21 protein-coding genes and 1 pseudogene are annotated in these 21,342 nt (G+C 72.3%); 15 read left to right on the top strand and 7 right to left on the bottom strand.

The window, feature by feature from the left end; translation table 11 throughout:
* The first annotated feature begins 122 nt into the window (after window positions 1–122).
* The 4 genes from VIU94_RS11275 (at window position 123) to VIU94_RS11260 (ending at window position 5,138) form a co-directional block, all read left to right on the top strand.
* Complete coding sequence (locus tag VIU94_RS11275; RefSeq protein ID WP_331910262.1) at window positions 123–2,390, top strand: heavy metal translocating P-type ATPase; 2,268 nt, start codon at window positions 123–125, stop codon at window positions 2,388–2,390.
* Between the two features lie 23 nt (window positions 2,391–2,413).
* Entirely contained in the window at window positions 2,414–2,695 is a 282-nt protein-coding gene (locus VIU94_RS11270) for a metal-sensitive transcriptional regulator (protein ID WP_331910260.1), read from the top strand.
* Window positions 2,696–3,090: 395 nt separating this feature from the next.
* On the top strand, window positions 3,091–4,488 hold the full coding sequence (locus VIU94_RS11265) for a sensor histidine kinase (protein ID WP_331910258.1): 1,398 nt from the start codon (window positions 3,091–3,093) through the stop codon (window positions 4,486–4,488).
* On the top strand, window positions 4,485–5,138 hold the full coding sequence (locus VIU94_RS11260) for a response regulator (RefSeq protein ID WP_331910256.1): 654 nt from the start codon (window positions 4,485–4,487) through the stop codon (window positions 5,136–5,138). The genes VIU94_RS11265 and VIU94_RS11260 overlap by 4 nt, the downstream gene beginning before the upstream one ends.
* A gap of 18 nt (window positions 5,139–5,156) precedes the next feature.
* On the opposite strand, the gene VIU94_RS11255 is transcribed toward VIU94_RS11260, so the two are convergent.
* On the bottom strand, window positions 5,157–5,432 hold the full coding sequence (locus tag VIU94_RS11255) for a hypothetical protein (protein WP_331910254.1): 276 nt from the start codon (window positions 5,430–5,432) through the stop codon (window positions 5,157–5,159).
* A 145-nt stretch (window positions 5,433–5,577) separates the two neighbouring features.
* On the bottom strand, window positions 5,578–7,035 hold the full coding sequence (locus tag VIU94_RS11250) for an MFS transporter (RefSeq protein WP_331910252.1): 1,458 nt from the start codon (window positions 7,033–7,035) through the stop codon (window positions 5,578–5,580).
* A gap of 142 nt (window positions 7,036–7,177) precedes the next feature.
* On the opposite strand from VIU94_RS11250, the gene VIU94_RS11245 reads away from it, so the two are divergent.
* The gene (locus VIU94_RS11245) at window positions 7,178–7,849 is read left to right on the top strand and encodes an HD domain-containing protein (protein WP_414720926.1); all 672 of its coding nucleotides are present in this window, start codon (window positions 7,178–7,180) and stop codon (window positions 7,847–7,849) included.
* 63 nt (window positions 7,850–7,912) lie between these two features.
* On the opposite strand, the gene VIU94_RS11240 is transcribed toward VIU94_RS11245, so the two are convergent.
* A complete protein-coding gene (locus VIU94_RS11240; RefSeq protein ID WP_331910250.1) occupies window positions 7,913–10,543 on the bottom strand; it encodes a tyrosinase family protein in 2,631 nt (876 codons plus the stop codon).
* Between the two features lie 2 nt (window positions 10,544–10,545).
* Here VIU94_RS11240 and VIU94_RS11235 point away from each other — a divergent pair, with 2 nt between their 5' ends.
* Together VIU94_RS11235 and VIU94_RS11230 are read left to right on the top strand one after the other, a co-directional pair.
* Window positions 10,546–10,983 carry a hypothetical protein gene (locus VIU94_RS11235; RefSeq protein WP_331910248.1) on the top strand — a complete coding sequence of 146 codons (438 nt, stop codon included), beginning with the start codon at window positions 10,546–10,548 and terminating at the stop codon, window positions 10,981–10,983.
* A 173-nt stretch (window positions 10,984–11,156) separates the two neighbouring features.
* Window positions 11,157–12,437, top strand: a complete 1,281-nt coding sequence (locus tag VIU94_RS11230; RefSeq protein WP_331910246.1) for a Cmx/CmrA family chloramphenicol efflux MFS transporter — start codon at window positions 11,157–11,159, stop codon at window positions 12,435–12,437.
* On the opposite strand, the gene VIU94_RS11225 is transcribed toward VIU94_RS11230, so the two are convergent.
* Window positions 12,355–12,660, bottom strand: a complete 306-nt coding sequence (locus VIU94_RS11225) for a DUF4031 domain-containing protein (RefSeq protein WP_331910244.1) — start codon at window positions 12,658–12,660, stop codon at window positions 12,355–12,357. The two genes, VIU94_RS11230 and VIU94_RS11225, sit on opposite strands and share 83 nt — an antisense overlap.
* A gap of 19 nt (window positions 12,661–12,679) precedes the next feature.
* Entirely contained in the window at window positions 12,680–13,036 is a 357-nt protein-coding gene (locus VIU94_RS11220) for a DUF8819 family protein (protein WP_331910242.1), read from the bottom strand.
* A 158-nt stretch (window positions 13,037–13,194) separates the two neighbouring features.
* On the opposite strand from VIU94_RS11220, the gene VIU94_RS11215 reads away from it, so the two are divergent.
* From VIU94_RS11215 to VIU94_RS11205, 3 genes are all read left to right on the top strand, one after another.
* Window positions 13,195–14,130 (top strand): MurR/RpiR family transcriptional regulator, encoded by a 936-nt coding sequence (locus VIU94_RS11215; protein ID WP_331910280.1) that lies wholly within the window; start codon window positions 13,195–13,197, stop codon window positions 14,128–14,130.
* Window positions 14,131–14,316: 186 nt separating this feature from the next.
* On the top strand, window positions 14,317–15,246 hold the full coding sequence (murQ, locus tag VIU94_RS11210; RefSeq protein WP_331910240.1) for an N-acetylmuramic acid 6-phosphate etherase: 930 nt from the start codon (window positions 14,317–14,319) through the stop codon (window positions 15,244–15,246).
* A 43-nt stretch (window positions 15,247–15,289) separates the two neighbouring features.
* Window positions 15,290–16,849 carry a PTS transporter subunit EIIC gene (locus VIU94_RS11205; protein ID WP_331910238.1) on the top strand — a complete coding sequence of 520 codons (1,560 nt, stop codon included), beginning with the start codon at window positions 15,290–15,292 and terminating at the stop codon, window positions 16,847–16,849.
* On the opposite strand, the pseudogene VIU94_RS11200 reads toward VIU94_RS11205, so the two are convergent.
* Window positions 16,820–17,113 (bottom strand): annotated as a pseudogene (locus tag VIU94_RS11200) (PIN domain-containing protein); the annotation flags it as partial. The gene VIU94_RS11205 and the pseudogene VIU94_RS11200 overlap by 30 nt on opposite strands.
* An 11-nt stretch (window positions 17,114–17,124) precedes the next feature.
* Complete coding sequence (locus VIU94_RS11195) at window positions 17,125–17,349, bottom strand: type II toxin-antitoxin system VapB family antitoxin (protein WP_331910236.1); 225 nt, start codon at window positions 17,347–17,349, stop codon at window positions 17,125–17,127.
* Between the two features lie 137 nt (window positions 17,350–17,486).
* Between VIU94_RS11195 and VIU94_RS11190 the strand changes: the two genes are divergently transcribed.
* The 5 genes from VIU94_RS11190 (at window position 17,487) to VIU94_RS11170 (ending at window position 21,310) form a co-directional block, all read left to right on the top strand.
* Window positions 17,487–17,861: a PadR family transcriptional regulator gene (locus VIU94_RS11190; protein WP_331910234.1), complete on the top strand. Its 375-nt coding sequence runs from the start codon at window positions 17,487–17,489 to the stop codon at window positions 17,859–17,861.
* Window positions 17,858–18,475 carry an HAAS signaling domain-containing protein gene (locus VIU94_RS11185; RefSeq protein WP_331910232.1) on the top strand — a complete coding sequence of 206 codons (618 nt, stop codon included), beginning with the start codon at window positions 17,858–17,860 and terminating at the stop codon, window positions 18,473–18,475. Before VIU94_RS11190 ends, VIU94_RS11185 begins: the two co-directional genes overlap by 4 nt.
* 174 nt (window positions 18,476–18,649) lie before the next feature.
* Window positions 18,650–19,213 carry a dihydrofolate reductase family protein gene (locus VIU94_RS11180; protein ID WP_331910230.1) on the top strand — a complete coding sequence of 188 codons (564 nt, stop codon included), beginning with the start codon at window positions 18,650–18,652 and terminating at the stop codon, window positions 19,211–19,213.
* A 313-nt stretch (window positions 19,214–19,526) separates the two neighbouring features.
* A complete protein-coding gene (locus VIU94_RS11175; RefSeq protein ID WP_331910228.1) occupies window positions 19,527–20,054 on the top strand; it encodes an RICIN domain-containing protein in 528 nt (175 codons plus the stop codon).
* Window positions 20,055–20,290: 236 nt separating this feature from the next.
* Complete coding sequence (locus VIU94_RS11170) at window positions 20,291–21,310, top strand: alpha/beta hydrolase (protein WP_331910226.1); 1,020 nt, start codon at window positions 20,291–20,293, stop codon at window positions 21,308–21,310.
* The last annotated feature ends 32 nt before the right edge of the window (window positions 21,311–21,342 follow it).

Genomic DNA, 21,342 nt, shown 5'->3' with positions numbered 1-21,342 from the left:
GCGGGCACCGCACCACCGCCTGCACCACCCGCACCACCCGCACCACCCAGGCCGCCGGGGCCCGTTCCTTCCCCGACTGGGCCCCGGCCCCTTCCCTCTCGTCACCACGAGGAGCAGATCTCATGACCACCACCACTCCCGGCGCCGCCGCCCAGGTCGAGCTCGCCATCGGCGGCATGACCTGCGCCTCGTGCGCGGCCCGCATCGAGAAGAAGCTGAACCGCATGGACGGGGTCGAGGCCACCGTCAACTACGCGACCGAGAAGGCGAAGGTCACCTTCGACGCCGAGGTCTCCGTCGCCGACCTGATCGCGACCGTCGAGGCCACCGGGTACACCGCCCAGGAACCCACTCCCCCCAAGGCGGAGTCCGCCCCAGACGCCGACGCCGACGCCGACGCCGACGCCGACGAGGAGCTCCGTCCCCTCAAGCAGCGGCTGATCACCGCCGTCACGCTCGCCGTCCCCGTCATCGCGATGGCGATGGTCCCGGCGCTGCAGATCGAGTACTGGCAGTGGCTGAGCCTCACCCTGGCCGCGCCCGTCGTCGTCTACGCCGCCTGGCCGTTCCACAGGGCCGCCTGGACCAACGCCAAGCACGGCGCGGCCACCATGGACACGCTGATCTCGGTCGGCACGATCGCCGCGTTCCTGTGGTCGCTGTGGGCGCTGTTCTTCGGTACGGCCGGGACGCCCGGCATGACGCACCCCTTCGAGTTCACCATCGCCCGCACCGACGGCGCGGGGAACATCTATCTGGAGGCCGCGGCCGGCGTCACCGCGTTCATCCTGGCCGGCCGGTACTTCGAGGCCCGCTCCAAGCGCAAGGCGGGCGCGGCGCTCAAGGCGCTGATGCAGCTGGGCGCGAAGGAGGTGACCGTACTCAAGGACAGCCGCGAGGTCACCGTCCCCACCGCCGAACTCCAGGTCGGGGACCGCTTCCTGGTCCGTCCCGGCGAGAAGATCGCCACCGACGGCACCGTCGTCGAGGGCTCCTCCGCCGTCGACGCCTCCATGCTCACCGGTGAGTCCGTACCGGTCGAGGTCTCCGTCGGCGACTCCGTCACCGGCGCGACCCTGAACGCCGGCGGCCGCCTGGTCGTCGAGGCTGCCCGCGTCGGCGCCGACACCCAACTCGCCAGGATGGCCAAACTCGTCGAGGACGCTCAGAACGGCAAGGCCGCCGCCCAGCGCCTCGCCGACAAGATCTCCGCGGTCTTCGTACCGATCGTCATCGCGCTCGCGCTCGGCACCCTCGGCTTCTGGCTCGGCACCGGACAGGGTCTGACCGCCGCGTTCACCGCCGCCGTCGCCGTCCTGATCATCGCCTGCCCCTGCGCCCTGGGTCTGGCCACCCCGACCGCACTCATGGTCGGCACCGGCCGCGGCGCGCAGCTCGGCATCCTGATCAAGGGGCCGGAAGTTCTGGAGACCACCCGCAAGGTCGACACCATCGTCCTGGACAAGACCGGCACCGTCACCACCGGTCGGATGACCCTCATCAAGACCCACACCGCCGACGGCGTGGAAGAGACCGACGTACTGCGCCTCGCCGGCGCCCTGGAGCACTCCTCCGAGCACCCCATCGCCCAGGCCGTCGCCACCGGCGCCGCCGCGAAGGTCGGCACGCTCCCCACCCCCGAGGACTTCGCCAACGTCCCCGGACTCGGCGTCCAGGGCGTCGTCGACAGCCACGCCGTCCTCGTCGGCCGGGAGAAGCTCCTGGAGGAGTGGGCCATGGAGCTGCCCGCGAGCCTCAAGTCCGCCAAGGACGAGGCCGAGAAGGCCGGCAGGACCGCTATCGCGGTCGCCTGGGACGGGGAGGCCCGGGCGGTCCTGGAGGTCGCCGACGCCGTCAAGGAGACCAGCCCCGAGGCCGTCCGCCGGCTGCGCGCCCTCGGTCTGACCCCGATCCTGCTGACCGGCGACAACAAGGCCGTCGCGGAGGCCGTCGCCGCCGAGGTCGGCATCGACGAGGTCATCGCCGAGGTCATGCCGCAGGACAAGGTCGACGTGGTCAAGCGCCTTCAGGGTGAGGGGCGTTCGGTCGCCATGGTCGGCGACGGCGTCAACGACGCCGCCGCGCTCGCCCAGGCCGACCTCGGCCTGGCCATGGGCACCGGCACCGACGCCGCCATCGAGGCCGGCGACCTGACCCTCGTACGAGGCGACCTGCGGGCGGCGGCGGACGCGATCCGGCTCTCCCGCAAGACCCTCGGCACCATCCGCTCGAACCTGTTCTGGGCCTTCGCCTACAACGTCGCCGCCCTGCCGCTCGCCGCGGCCGGACTGCTCAACCCGATGATCGCGGGGGCCGCGATGGCCTTCTCCTCGGTCTTCGTCGTCGGCAACAGCCTCCGGCTGCGCGGCTTCCAGGCCGCCGACAAGTAAGCCCCATCCGACAGGAGGCCGCCGTGGCCGGGTACACGCACCACAAGGAAGACATCATCAGGCGCCTGCGGCGCATCGAGGGGCAGGTCCGGGGGGTGCAGCGGATGGTGGACGAGGACGCGTACTGCATCGACGTGCTGACCCAGGTCTCCGCCGTCAACGCGGCCCTCCAGTCCTGCGCCCTCGCCCTCCTCGACGAACACCTCAGCTCCTGCTTCACCGAGGCGGTCGCCCAGGGCGGCGACGAGGCGAAGGAGAAGGTGAGCGAGGCGTCGAAGGCCATCGCCCGGCTGATCCGGACGTGACTCCGGCAGACCGTCGAACCCGGGGCCGGTTCCCCGCAGCCCGCGAAAGCGGGCGGCGCGCGGAACCGGCCCCGTGGCATGCCGGGGGAAGGGACCTTGGCCGAACGCACCGTCAGGAGCAGCTCTCAGCCGGGGGACAGACTCGCGACGTCCGTCAGCGCGACGTCCGTCAGCGCGACGTCCACCGACCGGCCCTCCACGCTCAGCCAGGACCGCGCCCGCCGCGCCCGGCCCACGCCCGCCGCATCGCACCGCCGTCGGCACTGTCGCCGGCGCACCGCCGTCGGCACTGTCGCGGGCGCACCGCCGTCGGCACTGTCGCCGGCAGGTGTCGACCGGGGGTGTACACCCGTGGCCCGATGAGCCGGAACGGTCACCCGCCTACGATCGGGGCCATGCCTGCATCTTCGCCTCCCCACCCCCTGATCAAGCGCCTGTCGCCGGGCGCGTGGGCGGCGTTGGCCTGGTGCGGCGGCCTGGTCGTCACGCTGCTGACGCGGCTGCGGCTGCCCGGCGAGAGCGAGCCGGAGCACGTGCCCGGCAGCCAGTTGTACCGGTGGGACGGCCCCGCGTTCCTCCTCTTCGGCACCGTGCTGACGCTGGCCGGCTGCGCCCTGCTCCGCCGCCGTCCGCTGGCGGCCCTCGGGCTGATGCTCTTCGCGACGGTGTGCGCGACGACGTCGCTGAGCGTCATGGGGATCCCGATGGCGCAGTACGTCGCGGTCGACGTCGCCCTGTACGCGATCGCCGCCGCGCACGCTCGCCGCACCGCCCTCGTCGCCCTCGCCCTGGCGCTCGGCCTCCTCGTCGGCTATCTGGCCTTCCGCTGGCTGATGCACTGGCCGGTCGGGGTGTCGGCGGAGCTGGCGGTGGCCCTGGTCGCGGTGGTCGCCTGGCTCCTCGGCCGCTCGTCGCACCAGGCTCGGGAGCACGCGGAACGGGCCCGCGCGCAGGCCGAGCGGCAGGCGGTCACCGCCGAACGCCTGCGGATCGCCCGGGAGATGCACGACGTGGTCGCCCACACCATCGGCATCGTCGCCCTTCAGGCTGGCGCGGCCGCCCGCATCGTCGACACCCGCCCGGACCGCGCCCGCGAGGCGATGCTGGCCGTGGAGACCGCGGGCCGCGAGGCCCTGTCGGGCCTGCGCCGGATGCTGGGGGCGCTGCGGGAGAGCGATGCGGGGGAAGGGCGGGTGCGGGAGGAGTCGGGGGCCGACGCCGACGGCCCGTCCGGACGCCCCGCGGAGCCCGGCTCCGGACCGGCCGGTGGAGCGGCCGCCCGAGCTGCCGGTGGAGCGGCCTCCGGGCCCGGCGCCGGAGCCGCGTCCGGCCCTGCCGCCGGAACCTCGTCGGAACCCGCCTCCGCACCCGCTCTCGCCCCCCACCACCCCGACTTGGCCCCCGCCCCCGGCCTCGCCGACCTTGATCGGCTGGCCGCCGCGACCACGGCGGCCGGGGTGCGGGTCGACGTGCGGTGGCAGGGAGAGCGGCGGTCGTTGCCGGCCGACCTCGATCTGTCCGCGTTCCGTATCGTGCAGGAGTCGGTCACCAATGTGGTCCGGCACTCCGGGGCCGCGGCCTGCGAGGTGCTGGTCGACTTCGGGGACGGAGACGTACGCGTCACCGTCACCGACCGCGGTGCCGCCGCCCCCGGCGCCCACTCCCCCGGCTTCGGGATCGCCGGCATGCGCGAGCGTGTGGCGCTGCTACGCGGGGAGTTCGAGGCCGGACCCCGCCCCGAGGGCGGGTTCCGGGTGTCCGCCCGTCTGCCCGTGCCCCAGGAGGCCCTGTGACCACCCGCGTCCTGCTCGTCGACGACCAGCCCCTGATCCGTACCGCGCTGCGCCTGGTCATCGAGGAGCTGCCGGACCTGGAGGTCGTCGGCGAGGCCGGGTCCGGCGAGGAGGCGGTGCGGCTGGCCGCCGAGACCCGACCCGACGTGGCCGTGATGGACATCCGCATGCCCGGCATGGACGGCATCGAGGCGACCCGCCGGATCACCGCGGCCGACGAAGCCGCCCGCGTCCTCGTCCTGACGACCTTCGACGAGGACGAGTACGTCTACGGGGCGCTGCGCGCCGGCGCGTCCGGCTTCCTCGTCAAGGACATGGGGATGGACGAGATCCTCGGCGCGGTCCGGGTGGTCGCCGCCGGCGACGGGCTGATCGCGCCCGGCGTCACCCGCCGCCTCATCAAGGAGTTCGCGGACCGCCCCGCGAACCCCGCACCCGCCCGCCCGCTGACGGCCATCACGGAGCGGGAGCGCGAGGTGCTGGCCCTCGTCGGCAGCGGTCTGAACAACACCGAGATCGCCTCGCGTCTGGTGATCAGCGTCGCCACCGCGAAGACGTACGTGACCCGGCTGCTGGCGAAGCTCGACGCCCGCGACCGGGTCCACTTGGTGATCATCGCGTACGAGGCGGGCCTGGTCGGCCGCGCCTGACGCCTGTTCAGAGTCTGGTCAGACAGTGATCATGTTCGCCGGCTCGTGGAACGTCGCCTCGATCGGGGGCGTACCGCTCTCCTGGAAGATCGGCATCGCCTTCTCCACGAACGCCCGGTAGTCGTCCACGGTCTCGAAGACGTCGACGATGAGCCAGCCGCCGTCGGACGGGGCCCCGACGTGCGACACGAAGCCCTTGGGCGGGAACCAGGGCGCGCTGGTGATCTGCCGGTGGTTCGCCTGGTACTGCTCCTTGGTGCCGCCGGGGATGTTGACGACGACGAGTACTGCCATGGTCGTGCCCGCTCTCTGTCGTGGGGGGAACCCTTCCAGTCGAGCAGCACGAACCCGGCTCCGCACGGCGGCGACAGCCGAAAGGGGCCGCACCGAAGTGCGGCCCCTGGACCCGGCACGTACGGGGGACACACACCCCCGTCCCTCACACGCCGGCCTTCTCGCCCTGCGAGCCCTGCGAGCCCTGAGCGGCGGCGGCACCGGCGGCGGCGCCGGCCGCAGCCTTGTCGCTCCTCATCACCGCCAGCGTCACGACTCCCCCGATCGCGGCGATCACCGCCGCCCCCACGAACGCCGCCGAGAACCCGTCCGTGAGCGCCGGCAGGTCGCCCAGCCGGTCCGCGCCCTGCGACATGGCGAGGGCGGTCAGCGCGGCCAGACCGAGCGCGGAGCCCACGTTGTACGTGGTGTTGACGATGCCGGAGGCGAGACCGGCCTGCTCCTGCGGGGCACCGGACATCGCGGCGATCATCGCCGGGATGTAGGCCAGGGACATGCCGAGCGCGGCGACCAGCGAGGCGGGCAGCACGTCGACCAGGAAGGACCCGGTCGGCTCGACGGCGGAGAGCCAGACCAGACCGGCCGCGAGGAGCAGCAGACCGCCGCCGATCAGCGGCTTCGCGCCGACCTTCGCCATCAGCCTCGCGGTGATGGCCGTCATGAAGATCATCAGCAGCACGGTCATCGGGAGCAGCGCGGCGCCGGAGGCGAAGGCCCCGTAGCCGAGGACCTGCTGGAGGTAGAGGTTGAGGAAGTACCACATCGGGATCCAGGCCGCGCCGAGCAGCGCCATGGACAGGTTGGCCGATCCGAGGCGCGGGACCCGCCACACGCTGAGCGGCATCAGCGGCTCACGGACGGACTTCTGGATCACGAAGAACAGGATCAGCAGCGCGGCGGCGCCGATCAGCTCAAGCACCGTGGCGGTGGCGCCCCAACCGACCTCGGGGGCCCGGACCACGGCGAACACGGCGAGCGCGAGACCGGCGGTGACGGCGGCCGCGCCGAGGACGTCGACGGCGCCGCGACGGGGAGCGACCTCTGGAAGCAGCTTGGTGGCGGCGAGGGTCGCCAGGCCGATCGGCACGTAGACGACGAAGACCCACGGCCAGCTCATCCACTGGGTGAACACGCCGCCGAGGAAGACGCCCGCGGTGCCGCCGGCCGGGGCGGCCGCGCCGTAGAGCGCCATCGCCTTGCCGAGCTCCTTCGGGTCGTGCATGAAGAGCATCATCAGAAGGGTCATCGCGGAGGGCGCGATCAGCGCGCCGCCGACGCCCTGGACGGCGCGGCCTGCGATCTCGACGACGGCGCTCTGCGCGGCCGCGGCGAGCACCGAGCCGACGATCATGATCGTCCAGCCGGAGACGAAGATCTTGCGGGCCCCGACGAGGTCGGAGAGCCGGCCGCCGAGGAGCAGCAGGCCGCCGAAGACGATGACGTACGCGTTGAAGACCCACTGCAGCTCACCCTGCGAGAAGCCCAGGTCCTTCTGCATCTCGGGGAGCGCGACCCCGATGATCGACGTGTCCATGATGACCATGAACTGGGCGGCGGCGAGCACGACAAGTGCCCACCAGCGCCGGGGATTGACGGTTGCCATTGCCCTGACCCCTTCACTCGCTCGACCCACCCCGAGGCATACCCCCAGGGGGTACTTCGCGGAGCACCGTAACATACCCATGGGGGGTATGCACCCAGAGGATTGTGAAGAGCTTCGGAGCGGGGGCGGCACAATGCACCCCATGGACGCCATGGCAGCCGAAGCAGAACTCCCCCAGGACCTCGTCGAGCGCTGGACGCGCACCCTCCTGGCCGCCCGGGCCGGCCGCGAGGGCCCGGACCCCGCCCCGTACGCGGCGAACCTGCTGGACCGCTGGGCCGAGCCGCAGCGCCGCTACCACACCACCGAGCACCTGCGGGCGGTCCTGCGGCGCATCGACGAACTCGCCCCGTACGCACCGGAGTCGGCCGACCTGGAGCTGGTGCGCCTCGGGGCCTGGTTCCACGACGCCGTCTACCGCCCGGACCGCTCGGAGAACGAGGAACGCAGCGCGACCCTGGCCGAACGCGCCCTCCCGGAGGCCGGGCTGACGCCCGCTGCCACCGCCGAAGTGGCCCGGCTCGTACGCCTGACCGTCACCCACGACCCTGCCCCCGGCGACGCCAACGGCGAGCTGCTGTGCGACGCGGACCTGGCGATCCTGGCGTCGGACGAGGATGCCTACCGGGGGTATGCGGCGGCGGTCCGCGAGGAGTACGCCTTCGTCCCCGACGACGCCTTCCGCGCCGGCCGGGCGGCGGTCCTGCGCCAACTGCTCGACCTGCCACGACTGTTCCGCACGTCGTACGGGACGGAGCACTGGGAGGGGGCGGCGCGGCGGAACCTGGAGCGGGAGCTCGGCGAGCTCGCATGACGCCGAACCGCGGCCGGTCGCCCGGCCGCGGTTCAGGTATGTGCCGTACGGGAGTTCGGCGGCTCACCTCCGCCGCGAGTTGCCGTCCTCGTCCGTCCCCACCGCATGGACCGGCGGCCCGTCCCCGCCCGCCAGCACGGCGGCGGTGAGCTGCTGTTCCCGGGTGAACGGCGTCAGGCCGTACGTATGGCCCGTGGCGGTGACCCGGATCCGCCAGACCCCCGCCATGCTCGCCTCGAACACGCCCCGGAACGCCCCCGGCAGCTGCTCGTCGAGCGGTACGAGCATGTGGACGCCGTCGGGCCGCGACACCTCCGCCACCACCTCGGCCCGGTCCTCGACCCGGCGGCCGAACTCGGTCAGGGAGGCGTCGATCCGCAGGGTCGTGCCCGGTTCCAGACTCGGCTGGGTGAGCCGGGCGTTGAACCGCAGATTGCTGAAGGAGTGGACGAGCAGGCCGTACCGCGGACCGTGGGCCACCAGGCCGTCCAGGTCCACCCGGCGTGCCCGGTCTCCTTCCGCCGCCCCTCTGCGCTCGTCGGTCCCCCTGCGGAGCGCGTCCTCGTCGGCCGTCAGGCGCACATGCCAGGTCCCGGCGTGCGCGCCCGCGCCGGCGGCGAGCGGCAGCCGGAAGCGGCAGTACGACATGGCAGTGCCGTGCTGGACGGGCGCGCCGAGCGTGGCGAGATCCGACTCCGTGAAGACCTTCCCCGCCGGCGTCTCCAGCGTGAGGCGCACCGTCGCCGCCGGGTCCACCAGCAGGATCACCGTCGCCTCGATGTCCGCCTCGGTCAGCCGGAAGGGGATCCGGACCTCCTTCGAGGTGTCGACGACCCCCGACCCGACGCTCACCACGTCGTCGTCCCCGGCCAGGGCGAGAGCCTGCAGGACGTACGAGGACACCCGGAAGCGGCTGTCCGGGTCGGCGTCGAGGGTGTCGGTGAGCAGCAGACCTCCGTCGGTCACCTGGGTCACCCTGGCCAGCACGGGGGAGCTGGTCGGCTGCGCGCGGCCGAGGCCGACGGCGAAGGTCCGCAGACCGATCGTCGGGCCGACCTGGTCCAGGAACTCCGGCTGGTTCTCCGTACCGTCGGTGACCACGACCAATGCGCGCTCCGGGAACTCCTGAAGGACCGGCACCACCGTCTCCTGAGCGACCGCCAGGCCGTCTCCGACGGAGGTGTCACCGCCCGGCTCCAGCGCGCCGACCGCCGCCAGGACGTCCTCGCGCTGACTCGCGCCCGGACCGAAGGCCGCCAGCTTCACCTCGGGGTGCGCGTCCTGGTCGAACGACACCATCCCGACGCCGTTCCCGTCCCGGACGAGCTCGACGCCCTGCGCGACCGCCTCGCGCAGCAGCTGCATCCGGCTGGCGCCGGTGCGCACCGGCTGGGCCATGCTGAGCGACTTGTCCAGGGCGAACACCACGCCGGTGATCTGCCGCTCGACCGTGTTGGCCTTGAGGACGACGTCGAAGACCTGCCCGGTCTCCACGCAGCGGATCTTCACCGGGCCGCGGGCCGCCGGGCCCTCCGCCGCCTCGCCGGTGAAGGCGAACCAGAACCGCACCGTGTCGAACGGGGCGTTGTCCGCCGTCGGCGTGTGGGTCACCGTCCCGCCCAGGGCGGTGAGCGCGTACGGCGCGGCCGGCCCGCTGCCCGCCACGACCTCCAGATGCACGGGCGCGGCGGCCCGGACCCGGAACTCCGCCGCCCGCCAGACGGTCTTCCCCGAGGGGACCTCGAGGAAGCTGACCGTGGGGTTCGCCAACTCCACCAGCGGCGGGTCGGTGTCGTAGATGAAGCCGAGGGTCCGGCGGTAGTCGAGGGAGCGCGCGGGCGTCGGATCCGTCGTGACGAGGTGCGCCATCGCGTCGGCGAGGTTGTGCCCGGCGGGACCTTCGCCCGCCGGAACGTACGGGACCGTCGGGTGGGCGTGCTGCCAGCGGGCCCACAGGCGGTCGACGTTGCAGTGGTGCAGGAAGAAGACGGGGTCGTTCGGGGAGGTGCCGGGGCCCATGTCGCCGCCGACCCAGATGTGGACGCGATTGTGCAGCTGGGAGCCGGTCTCTCCGGGCACGCGGAGCCAGCCTTCGAGTCGGGCGCGCAGGCCGTCCGGGCTCGTCTTCGCCCATGGCTCCTTGTCGTACGTGTCCCAGTTGAGGACCATGTCCTCCACCTGGGCCGCCGTGGGAAACGCGGGGGCGGCGCCCAGCGCCCGGACGATGCCCGGCCGGGAGACGTGTCCGCCGGTCTCCAGATCCTCGATCAGAGCGATCCAGTGCTTGAACGGACCCGTGGTCACCTCGCCGTTCGGCCCGTCTCCGTCGCCGCCCACGTACACCGGACCGGCGGCCGGGTCGGTGTTCCACAGCGGCGCCGTCCGGGGAGCGGCGGCGTCGGCCGACCAGTCCCAGTAGGGCAAGGTGACGTTCTTCTTCTTGGTCTGGAGCAGGAGTTCCAGTTCGCGGCAGAAGTACCGGTGCCAGGGCAGGAACGCGGGCCCGCGGTGCGCGGCGTTGCGGACGTTCGTGTCCGCATCCTCGCCCGGCATCGGGGTGGCGTCCATCATCGCGTGGTGGTGGCGGGCGATGAAATCGTCGTAACTGCCGTCGGCCTTGATCGCGTTGAGCGCGTCCTGGAAGTCGGCGAGCTCCTGCGGGGTCAGGCGGTAGATGTTCTTGCGGATGTTCATCAGTGGCCACCCCCGTGATCGTGATCGTGCTCGTGATCGCCGTGGTGGTGGCCACCACCGTGACCACCACCATGGCCACCACCGTGACCACCGCCGTGACCACCGCCATGGCCACCACCGTGACCACCGCCATGGCCGCCCCCATGGCCACCCCCATGGCCACCGCAGGTTCCGCCGCGCAGGACCCACGTCCTCCCCTGCGTCTCCAGGAGCGACTCCACGAGGTCGTCGAGGGTGGGGAATCCGGTGAACATGTTGGCGATCTGGCTGTGGTACTCGCCGTCGATATAGCTGACGGGTACGGACAGGCCGTCCAGGCGGAGATCGACGCCGCCGCGCTCCGCCTCCGCGATCCGGACCTCCACCCCCCGGCTCACGTATTGTCGGCTCTGCGGCCGCCCTGCATCACTGTTCGGGGACATACAAGTCACCATGTGTGATGAATAGTCACCGTACGTGAGTGCCGCACCGCCGAGACACCCCGGATTCACCCGAGCGCACACGACGTCCGCATCGCGAGACGCGGGACGGCCGGGGAATGACAGGAACGATCACCAGGTTGACGCATGTCATGCCGTCTTCCTCTGCCGAACGCGAGACAAGCACGACTCGCATGCCGCTGGCCGTCTACATCCTCGGCCTCTCCGTCTTCGCGCTCGGCACGAGCGAATTCATGCTCGCGGGGCTGCTGCCGCCGATCGCCGACGACATGGACGTCTCGATCCCCCGCGCCGGCCTGCTCATATCGGCCTTCGCGATCGGCATGGTCGTCGGTGCGCCGCTGCTGGCCGCCGCGACGCTGCGGCTGCCCCGCAAGACGACGCTCGTCGCGCTGATCTCCGTGTTCGGCCTCGGCCAGGTCGCGGGTGCGCTGGCGCCGACGTACGAGGTGCTCTTCGCCTCCCGTGTCGTGAGCGCCCTCGCCTGCGCGGGCTTCTGGGCGGTCGGGGCCGGCGTCGCCATCGCGATGGTGCCGGTCGGCGCCCGGGCCCGGGCGATGGCGGTCATGATCGGCGGGCTGTCGATCGCCAACGTGGTCGGCGTCCCGGCAGGCGCGTTCCTCGGCGAGCACCTCGGCTGGCGTTCGGCCTTCTGGGCGGTCGGCGCGGCCTCCGCGATCGCCCTCGTCGGCGTGCTCACCCGCATCCCGCGCATCCCGCTGCCCGAGACCCGCCCCCGGCTCCGCGACGAGCTGGTGATCTACCGCGACCGCCAGGTGCTGCTCGCGATGGCGATCGTCGCCCTCTCCGCGGGCGGCGTCTTCTGCGCCTTCTCGTACATGGCCCCGCTGCTCACCGACGTGGCCGGCCTCGACGCCGGCTGGGTCTCCGGCGTCCTCGGCCTCTTCGGCATCGGCGCGCTGATCGGCACGTACGTCGGCGGCCGCGTCGCCGACGCGCACCCGTTCGGCGTGCTGCTCAGCGGCATCACCGCCTCGACCCTGATCATGGTCGCCCTGGCTCTGCTGGCGTCGAGCCCGGTCGCCGCGATCGTGCTGAGCTTCCTGCTCGGCGTCTCGTGCTTCTACACCGCACCCGCCCTCAACGCCCGCATCTTCAACGTCGCGGGCGCCGCCCCGACCCTCGCCGGGGCCACGGCGACCGCCGCGTTCAACATCGGCAACACCGGCGGCCCCTGGCTCGGCGGCAGCGTCATCGACGCCGGCTTCGGCTTCGTCTCCCCGGCCTGGGCGGGCGCGGCCATGGCGGCCGTCGGCCTCGCGGCCGTCGCCGTGTCGCTGCGCCTCCAGCGCTCAAGCGGGTCCCGAGTCGTGATGGGCGCGACGGCGGACGAGAAGGCGGACGCGGGCCTCAGCCGGTCGGGTGCACGGTCGGGTGCACGGTCGGGTGCTCAGCCGGGCGGCGCTTCGGCCGGCGGAGCCCAGCCGCAGTGATCCGGCGGACCAGCTCCTTCGAGCGGACCTCCACCGCGCCCGCCGCCACCGCGTCCGCGTAGCGCTCGGCCGGAAGGTCGTAGTGATCGCCGTCGAAGGCCCGGGCGGGCGCGCCGATCTTCTCCGCGAAGGCGTGCAGTTCCTCGAACGACACGTCGCTGACCAGGTGCGACCACATGCGCCCGTGGCCCGGCCACTCGGGCGGGTCGATGTAGAGAGTCATGCGCTCAGCCGACCACAGGTCACGTCAGACCGCCGACCGGAGCGACCACCACACCCTGCTTCCCGCACACCCAGTGCGGGTCCGGTCCGAGCTCCGGCTCGACGTCGAGCGCATGCGGGTCGCCCGAGGCGCAGACCGGACAGAGGGGCCAGCGCCCGTACCGTTCCAGAAGCGCGTCCTGTACGTCCTGGGCGACCAGGCCGGCGACGTACGCGACGCCCTCCGGCCACTGTTCCACCCACCAGCGGCGGTGTGTCACCGCGTCCTCGACCACCGAGACCACCTCGGCCTGGGCCACTTCGCGCGCCACGAGGTCGGCCAGCACCAGCGCGCGGGCGGCGTGCAGTGCCTGCTCGACGGGGTCTATGTCGTCCATGCAGCCATTGTCCACCTCTGCCGGACGAGGGGTTGACGGTCCCGGCAGGCCGAAAATATCTTTCAAAGGTGACCAATCACGTGAAGGAAATTTTCACCGGCCCGGGTTCCGGTGCGGCGGCCGGCGCCGGTGCGGCGCGCGGTGCGGCGGGTGCCGCGGTGTCGGCGCCCGGTCACACCGGTCCGCCCGGCCCCTCCGCGGCGGGCGGCGACGCCCCGCCCGCGCCCGCCGCCCTCGCGGCCAAGGTCCGTACCCTCGCGCCGTCCATGACCCGCTCCATGCAGCGGGTCGCCGAAGCCGTCGCCGGCGACCCTGCGGGCTGCGCGGCCCTCACCGTCACCGGTCTGGCCGAGCTCACCGGCACCAGCGAGGCGACCGTCGTGCGCACCGCCCGCCTCCTCGGCTACCCGGGCTACCGCGACCTGCGGCTCGCCCTCGCCGGGCTGGCCGCCCAGCAGCAGTCCGGCCGGGCGCCGTCGGTCACCGCCGACATCGCGGTCGACGACCCGATCGCCGACGTCGTCGCCAAGCTGGCGTACGACGAGCAGCAGACCCTGGCCGACACCGCCGCCAACCTGGACACCGTGCAGCTCGGCGCGGCCGTCGCCGCGCTGGCCGGGGCCCGCCGCATCGACGTGTACGGGGTCGGCGCGTCCGGCCTGGTCGCCCAGGACCTCGTACAGAAGCTGCTTCGCATCGGCCTGCTCGCGCACGCGCACAGCGACCCGCACCTCGCGGTCACCAACGCCGTCCAGCTCCGTTCGGGCGACGTCGCCATCGCGATCACCCATTCCGGTTCCACGGGCGACGTCATCGAACCGCTGCGGGTCGCCTTCGACCACGGGGCCACCACGGTCGCGATCACCGGCAGACCCACCGGCCCGGTGTCGCAGTACGCGGACCACATACTCACCACGTCCACGGCCCGCGAGAGCGAGCTGCGGCCCGCCGCGATGTCCTCCCGGACCAGCCAACTCCTGGTCGTGGACTGCCTGTTCACCGGGGTGACGCAGCGCACGTACGAAACGGCCGCGCCGGCCCTGGCGGCCTCGTACGAGGCCCTGGCCCACCGCCACGCACCAAGATCCCGCTAGCCAGGTTGCGGGCAGAGTGCGCCGCTTCTGTTGTGGGCAATCGTTCCGCAGGGCGGAACGGGCGGGCACAACGGAACATGACCGCCCCGCCCCACCTGCACCCCCACCGGCCCGCACCCGGAAACGCACCCCCGCACCCGCACCGCGCCCGCACGCGCACCGCACCCCGAGAGAGCCGCCACCCCCATGACCACCCAGGACTACTCCACCCTCAAGGCCGAGCTCGCCGCCCTCACCACGGAGGCGTTCCGGCCCGAGCTCGCCGAGATCGACCAGCTGCCCACCCTCGACATCGCCCGGATCATGAACGGCGAGGACGCCACCGTTCCCGGCGCGGTCGGGGCCCGCCTGCCCCTCATCGCCGCCGCGATCGACGCGACCGCCGCGCGGATGGCCCGCGGCGGCCGGCTGATCTACGCGGGCGCCGGTACCGCCGGCCGGCTCGGCGTACTCGACGCCAGCGAGTGCCCGCCGACCTTCAACACCGACCCGTCCGAGGTCCTCGGCCTGATCGCCGGCGGCCCGTCCGCGATGGTGGAGGCGGTCGAGGGCGCGGAGGACTCCGCCGAACTGGCCGCCGCGGATCTGGAGAAGCTCGGCCTGACGGCGGACGACACCGTCGTCGGCGTCTCCGCCTCCGGCCGCACCCCCTACGCCATCGGCGCGGTCGAGCACGCGCGTGCCGCGGGGGCGCTCACCATCGGCCTGTCCTGCAACGCGGACAGCCCGCTCGCGGCCGCCGCCGAGCACGGAATCGAGATCGTCACCGGCCCCGAGCTTCTCACCGGCTCGACGCGTTTGAAGGCGGGCACCGCGCAGAAGATGGTGCTCAACATGATCTCGACGATCACGATGATCCGTCTCGGCAAGACGTACGGGAACCTGATGGTCGACGTCCGCGCCTCCAACGACAAGCTCCAGGCCCGCTCGCGCCGCATCGTCTCGCTGGCGACGGACGCGCCGGACGCGGAGATCGAGCGCGCGCTCACGGCGGCGGACGGCGAGGTCAAGACGGCGATCCTGATGATCCTCGCGGGCGTGGACGCGGCGAGCGCGGAACGCCGACTCGCCGAGAGCCGCGGTCACCTGCGGGCGGCGTTGACCGCGGGACAGTAGGGGCGCGCCCCAGCACCCTCCCCCGCACGGCAAGGCCCCGCACATGAGTTCAGCAGCAGACGACAAGAACCGCGCCCTCGCCGCGAGGCTCCTCCCCCTGGTCGGGGGCGCGGGGAACGTCACGTCCGTCGCGCACTGCATGACCCGGCTGCGCCTGGGCCTGCGGGACCGCGCGCTCGTGCGGGACGAGGAACTGCGGGCGCTGCCGGGCGTGCTGGGCGTGGTGGAGGACGACACGTACCAGATCGTGCTCGGCCCGGGCACGGTCGCGCGGGTGACCCCGGAGTTCGACGCACTGGTGACGGCGGGAGGGCACACGGCGGACGAGCTGGCGGCGCAGGGCGCAAGGATCAGGCAGGCGCGAAAAGCGGCGAACGCCACCCCCGTCAAGCGACTCCTCCGCCGCATCGCGAACATCTTCGTCCCGCTGATCCCGGCGCTGATCGGCTGCGGCATCATCGCGGGCCTGAACGGCCTGTTGATCAACCTGGGTTGGCTGCCGTCGATCACCCCGGCCCTGGCCGCACTCGCCTCCGGCTTCATGGCGCTGATCGCGGTGTTCGTCGGCTTCAACACGGCGAAGGAGTTCGGCGGCACGCCGATCCTGGGCGGGGCGGTGGCCGCGATCATCGTGTTCCCGGGCGTCGCGAAGATCGACGCGTTCGGGCAGTCGCTGTCGCCGGGGCAGGGTGGGGTGCTCGGCGCGCTGGGCGCGGCGGTGCTGGCGGTGTACGTGGAGAAGTGGTGCCGCAGGTGGGTCCCGGAGTCCCTGGACGTCCTGGTCACCCCCACGCTGACGGTCCTGGTCTCCGGCCTGGTGACGGTCTTCGGCCTGATGTACGTGGCGGGCGAGGTGTCCGAGGCGATCGGCGAGGCGGCGACGTGGCTCCTGGGCCACGCGGGCGCGTTCGCGGGCTTCGTGCTGGGCGGCCTGTTCCTGCCCCTGGTGATGCTGGGCCTGCACCAGGCGCTGATCCCGATCCACACGACGCTGATCGAGCAGCAGGGCCACACGGTGCTGCTGCCGATCCTGGCAATGGCCGGCGCGGGCCAGGTCGGCGCGGCGGCGGCGGTGTACGTACGGCTCTCCCGCAACGGCTCGATCCGCCGCACGGTGAGGTCGGCCCTGCCGGCCGGCCTGCTGGGCGTCGGCGAGCCCCTGATCTACGGCGTCTCGCTCCCCCTGGGCCGCCCGTTCGTCACGGCCTGCGTGGGCGGCGCGTTCGGCGGCGGGTTCATCGGCCTGTTCAACATGCTCGGCGTCCAGGTCGGCTCCACGGCCATCGGCCCGTCGGGCTGGGCCCTCTTCCCCCTGCTGCAGGGCAACCGGGGCCTCGCGGAGACGGTCGCGATCTACGCGGGCGGCCTGCTGGTCGGCTACGCAGTGGGCTTCGCCGCGACGTACTTCTTCGGCTTCGGCAGCCAGATGCTGGCGGAGTGGAACGTGCCGACGGAAACCGGCCGGTCAGATCGGCCCGTCGAGGACGTTGTGCTGACGCAGCTCGACGGCGAGACGGGCCGCGGTGACGAAGTCCCTGTCGTCGTGCAGGACGACGAGGTCATGGTGCGCGGCCGTCGCGCAGACCTGGAGGTCGACGGCTGACAGCGCCTGGTGCGCGCCACGCTCGGCAGCGCGCCGCTGCAGCCCTCCGATCCACTGCGCGGCGCTCTTCGGAACGGAGACGTCCTCGTACAGCTCGTCCAACAGGACGCTGTAGGCGTCGTACTCCTTCAGATCACGCGCGGACCGCAGGAACTCGGCCCGCTGCGGGTAGCAGGCCCTGATGTCGCCGTCCATCGTGGTCTCTCGCCACGCCGCGGCGAGCCCTGCGTCGCGCAGGATCCGCCAGAGGGCCGAGCTGTCCACCAGGTAGCGGGTCACGACCGGTGGGACTCCTTGTCGGCGCGGTGCGCGGCTTCGGCGCCTTCGACGTCCCAGTCGCGGCCGAGCTCCACGAACCGGTCGTAGGCAACGCCCCGAGCCAGGCGCTTGTTGTACTCCTCCAACGCCTTCGCGACCGCAGCGGTCTTCGTCCGATGGCCACCGAGACGCTTGGCCGTCTCCAGCGCCTCGTCATCGATGTCGATGTGCGTCAGCGACATCCCTACCTCCTCGGATGTACAGAATCAGCCCTCACACGCAGTCAAAGTGTACATTCGCCGGGCTGGACAGGTCTCGAGGCCAAGGGCATCCACACTCCCCTTCCCACGCACTTGCCTCACCGGGTATCTTGCATGACATGGAACCAGGTGATTCGACCAAGCAGGCCCGGGCAGCCGCCCAGCTACGCAAGGGCGTCCTGGAGTACTGCGTACTCGCCCTGATGCGGGACCGCCCCCGCTACGGCGTGGAACTCCTCCAGGCCCTGGAGGAGTCCGGCGCCCTGGCCACCAGCCAGGGCACGGTCTACCCGCTGCTCTCCCGGCTCCGCCGCGACGACCTGGTCACCACCACCTGGCAGGAGTCCGCCTCCGGACCACCCCGCCGCTACTACGCGCTCACCGACAGCGGCCGGGCCGCGCTCGACGAGTTCACCCGCGTCTGGCCCGACTTCCGCAACGCCGTCGACGCCTTCCTGACCAACCCGCACCCCACGACCGGAGACCTCGCATGAAGACCTCTGCCGACCCGATACGCGACTACCTCTCCGCCGTCGAACGCGAGGCCTCCGCGCTCCCCGCCGACCGTCGCCAGGAACTCCTCGCCGACCTCGCCGAACACATCGAGGTGACGCGCGCCGAACGCCCCGATGCCGCGATCGGCGACGTCCTGACGGAACTGGGGGACCCCCGCACGATCGCGGCGACGGCGCTGTCCGAGGCGGGAAGCGGGACCGCCGGGGCGGGAAGCGGGGTCGCCGGGGCCCCGGCCCGGGGCGATGTCGGTGCACCCGCCCGGCGCGGCAAGGTGCACCCCCTGGTCCCGCTCCTGACGATCACCCTCTCGATGCCCTTCCTGATGGTCTTCACCGCAGCCTCCGACCAGCTCTTCGGCGTCCTTGCCCGCATCACCGGCGCGGTACTCATCTGCACCTCGGTGCACTGGACCGCCGTCCAGAAGACCACCGGCGTCCTGCTCGCCGCCGTCCTGCCGAGCGTCGTCATCGCCACCTGGAACCTGTCCACCGGCGGCCCGGAGGCCGGTACCCCCGCCCTCCTGTCCAACCTGGCGATGCTCGCCCTGATGGCCGGAACGTCAGCCTGGCTCTGGCGCGTCCGCCGCGCCTGACCACGACCGCCGGCCCCGCGTCACCTTGTGGCCCGGCCCGCGGCATGAGCCTCGTCCCGGCGGGAGAACCAACTTTCCCCATCAACCCGGCGGGCTCGCCGGAGGCGAATCCTTCGACTGAGGCTCTCTCGACGAAATGATGTCGTGAGGTGAACCAGCCCAGGAGGACTTCCGATGCGCAGCGTGACCTATTCCATGGGCGTTTCGCTCGACGGCTACATCGTCGGGCCGGACGGCAGCTTCGAGTGGACCGCACCCGACGACGACGTCTTCCGCTTCTGGATCGACGAGATCCGGAACGTCGACGTGCACCTGCTGGGACGGCGGCTGTACGAGACGATGCTGTACTGGGAGACCGCCGACCAGGACCCCTCGCTCGACGACGCGAATCGCGAGTGGGCCGCGCTCTGGAACCCGCTCCCGAAGGTGGTGTTCTCCACCACCCTGTCGGAGGTGCAGGGTCATGCCCGCCTCGCCACCGGCAGTGTGGCGGAGGAGATCGAGCGGCTGCGGGCCGAGCCCGGCGAGGGCGAGATCGCGATCGGCGGCGCGACGCTCGCCGCCGAGGCGGCCGCGGCGGGCCTGATCGACGAGTACCGGGTCATGGTCTACCCGGTACTGGTCGGGGGCGGCATTTCGTACTTCCCCAAGGCCGAGCAACAGGTGGATCTCGAACTCGTCGAGACCCGCACCTTCAACTCGAAGGTCGTCTACCTCCGTTACCGCGCGGCGCGTTAGTGCCGCGTCAGGCAACGTTTGCCCTGTCGTGATGTGACGCGCCGAACGGGCGGCAGGCGTCTACTTCCTCCTCCCGGCGGGCCCGACCGCCCGCATCCGTTGCTCCTGCGGAGCGTCGTGACCGAGCTCCTGGCGGGAATGTGACGGCGCGATCCGCGACACGCAGGGCGCGCCGGTGTGACATGTCCACGGGCGGTCTTTAGCGTTCGAGTCGATCAACGACCGAAGGCATCGGGGGAGCCTGCGGCGGCGCGGTGGCCTGTGTGCGCACCGGTGCCGGCCGGTTCCCCGGCGCCGTCACAGGAAGACATCGATGACCCTTACCAGCAAGATCCGCCGCCTGGCCGCCGCCGGTGCCGCGACGCTCGCCGTCGCCGCCACCAGCCTCGTCGGCGCCACTTCCGCTTCGGCGGAAGTGACCTACCCGGGCTACAAGCTCCCGAACCACCAGACCGGCCTGTGCCTGGAGGCCAGCGGCGAGGGCACGACCGCCGGCACCGCCGTCACCCAGTGGCGCTGCGAATCGGGCTCCCTGCACCAGCTCTGGTACGCCTCGCACAACGCTTACGGCCAGCCGATCCTGATCAACTCGTACAGCGGCCTCTGCCTGGACATCTCCGGCGCCAGCAAGAGCGCGGGCGCCCGGCTGATCCTCTGGCACTGCAACAACGGCTGGAACCAGGTCTGGACGGAGCAGAACCTGGCCTACGTCAACCCGACGACCGGTCACGCCGTCGACGTGCCCGGGGGCACGGACGTCTGGGGCACCCAGATGATCGCCTATCCGTTCAACGGGAGGGCCAACCAGCTCTGGGGCTCCTACCCCAGCACCGGCTGGTAGTCCGTCACTCCAGCGCGCCGTCGAGCGCGTCCAGCGCCCTGGAGAGCCGTTCCAGGACCCGTACCGTCTCGTCGACGCCTCCTGGCCGCCCAGCTCGTGCATGAGCCGGGCGGCCAGTTCCGCGTGGCCCGAGTCGTCCGGCGGAACCGCCACGCCGATGACCGACGCCTACGCCTCCTCGTCAACAGAGCGAACGTTGCCTGATGCGGCACTAGCCGCCTGTACCGTTCTGCCGCATGGATGCGGATGGAATGCGCGGGGAGCGCGGCGGGCCGGGCGAGGGGTACGTGTCCGGGCCGGTCCCGCTCGACGCGGAGCTGACGGCCGTCCGCGCGGCGAGCGGTGAGCGGAGCGTCGTCACGCCCGAGAACCTCGCGGACGTGCAGGCCCGGGACATCGCCGCCCGCCCCCGGCCGACCGCCGAAGAGCTGGGCGACGGCGGCCGTTTCGAGGTGACCGAGCTCAAGGCCCCCGGCCCGCCCGGCGCGCCCGACGTCACGCTCGTGCACGGGCGTCCCGCCGGCGCGACCGGCCCCCTCCCCGTCCTGTACTACATGCACGGCGGGGGCATGGTCATGGGCAACGCCTGGTCCGTCCTGCCACGCGTGCTCCGCGACTGGACGGCCCCCCTCGGCCTCGCCGTCCTCTCCGTCGAGTACCGCCTCGCGCCGCAGGCCCAGTACCCGGCGCCCCTGGAGGACTGCTACGCCGGACTGACCTGGGCCGCCGAGCAGTCGGCCGCCCTGGGCCTCGACCCCGACCGCATCCTCATCGGCGGCAAGAGCGCCGGCGCCGGACTCGCCGCCGCCCTCACCTTGCTCACCCGCGACCGCGGCGGCCCCGCCCCGATCGGCCAGCTCCTCATGAGCCCCATGCTCGACGACCGCGACGAGAGGTTCTCCACCCGCCAGATGGCCGCTGTCGACACCGTGGACGGCACGTCAAAGGCGACGTTCTGGCAGGCGTACCTGGGCGACCGGTACGGCACCGCGGACGTGCCGGCCTACGCGGCGGCCGGCCGCGCCAACGACCTGTCCGCCCTGCCCCCGACGTACATCGACGTCGGCTCGGCCGAAAACTTCCGCGACGACGCAGTCGCCTACGCCGACACCCTCTGGCGAACGGGCCGCGACGCCGAACTCCACGTCTGGCCGGGCGCCTTCCACGGCTACGACACCATCGCCCCGAACGCCACCGTCAGCCGGGACGCGCTGGAGGCCCGTACCCGCTGGCTCCGCCGACTCCTGGACCGGTGATCATGTCTCACGGAAAGACCTCGTACGTCTGC

It is taken from the genome of Streptomyces sp. (assembly GCF_036566765.1).
GTDB lineage: Bacteria > Actinomycetota > Actinomycetes > Streptomycetales > Streptomycetaceae > Streptomyces.
Note: the sequence above shows the minus strand (reverse complement) of the source record. Positions and strands in the feature narration are given on the sequence as shown.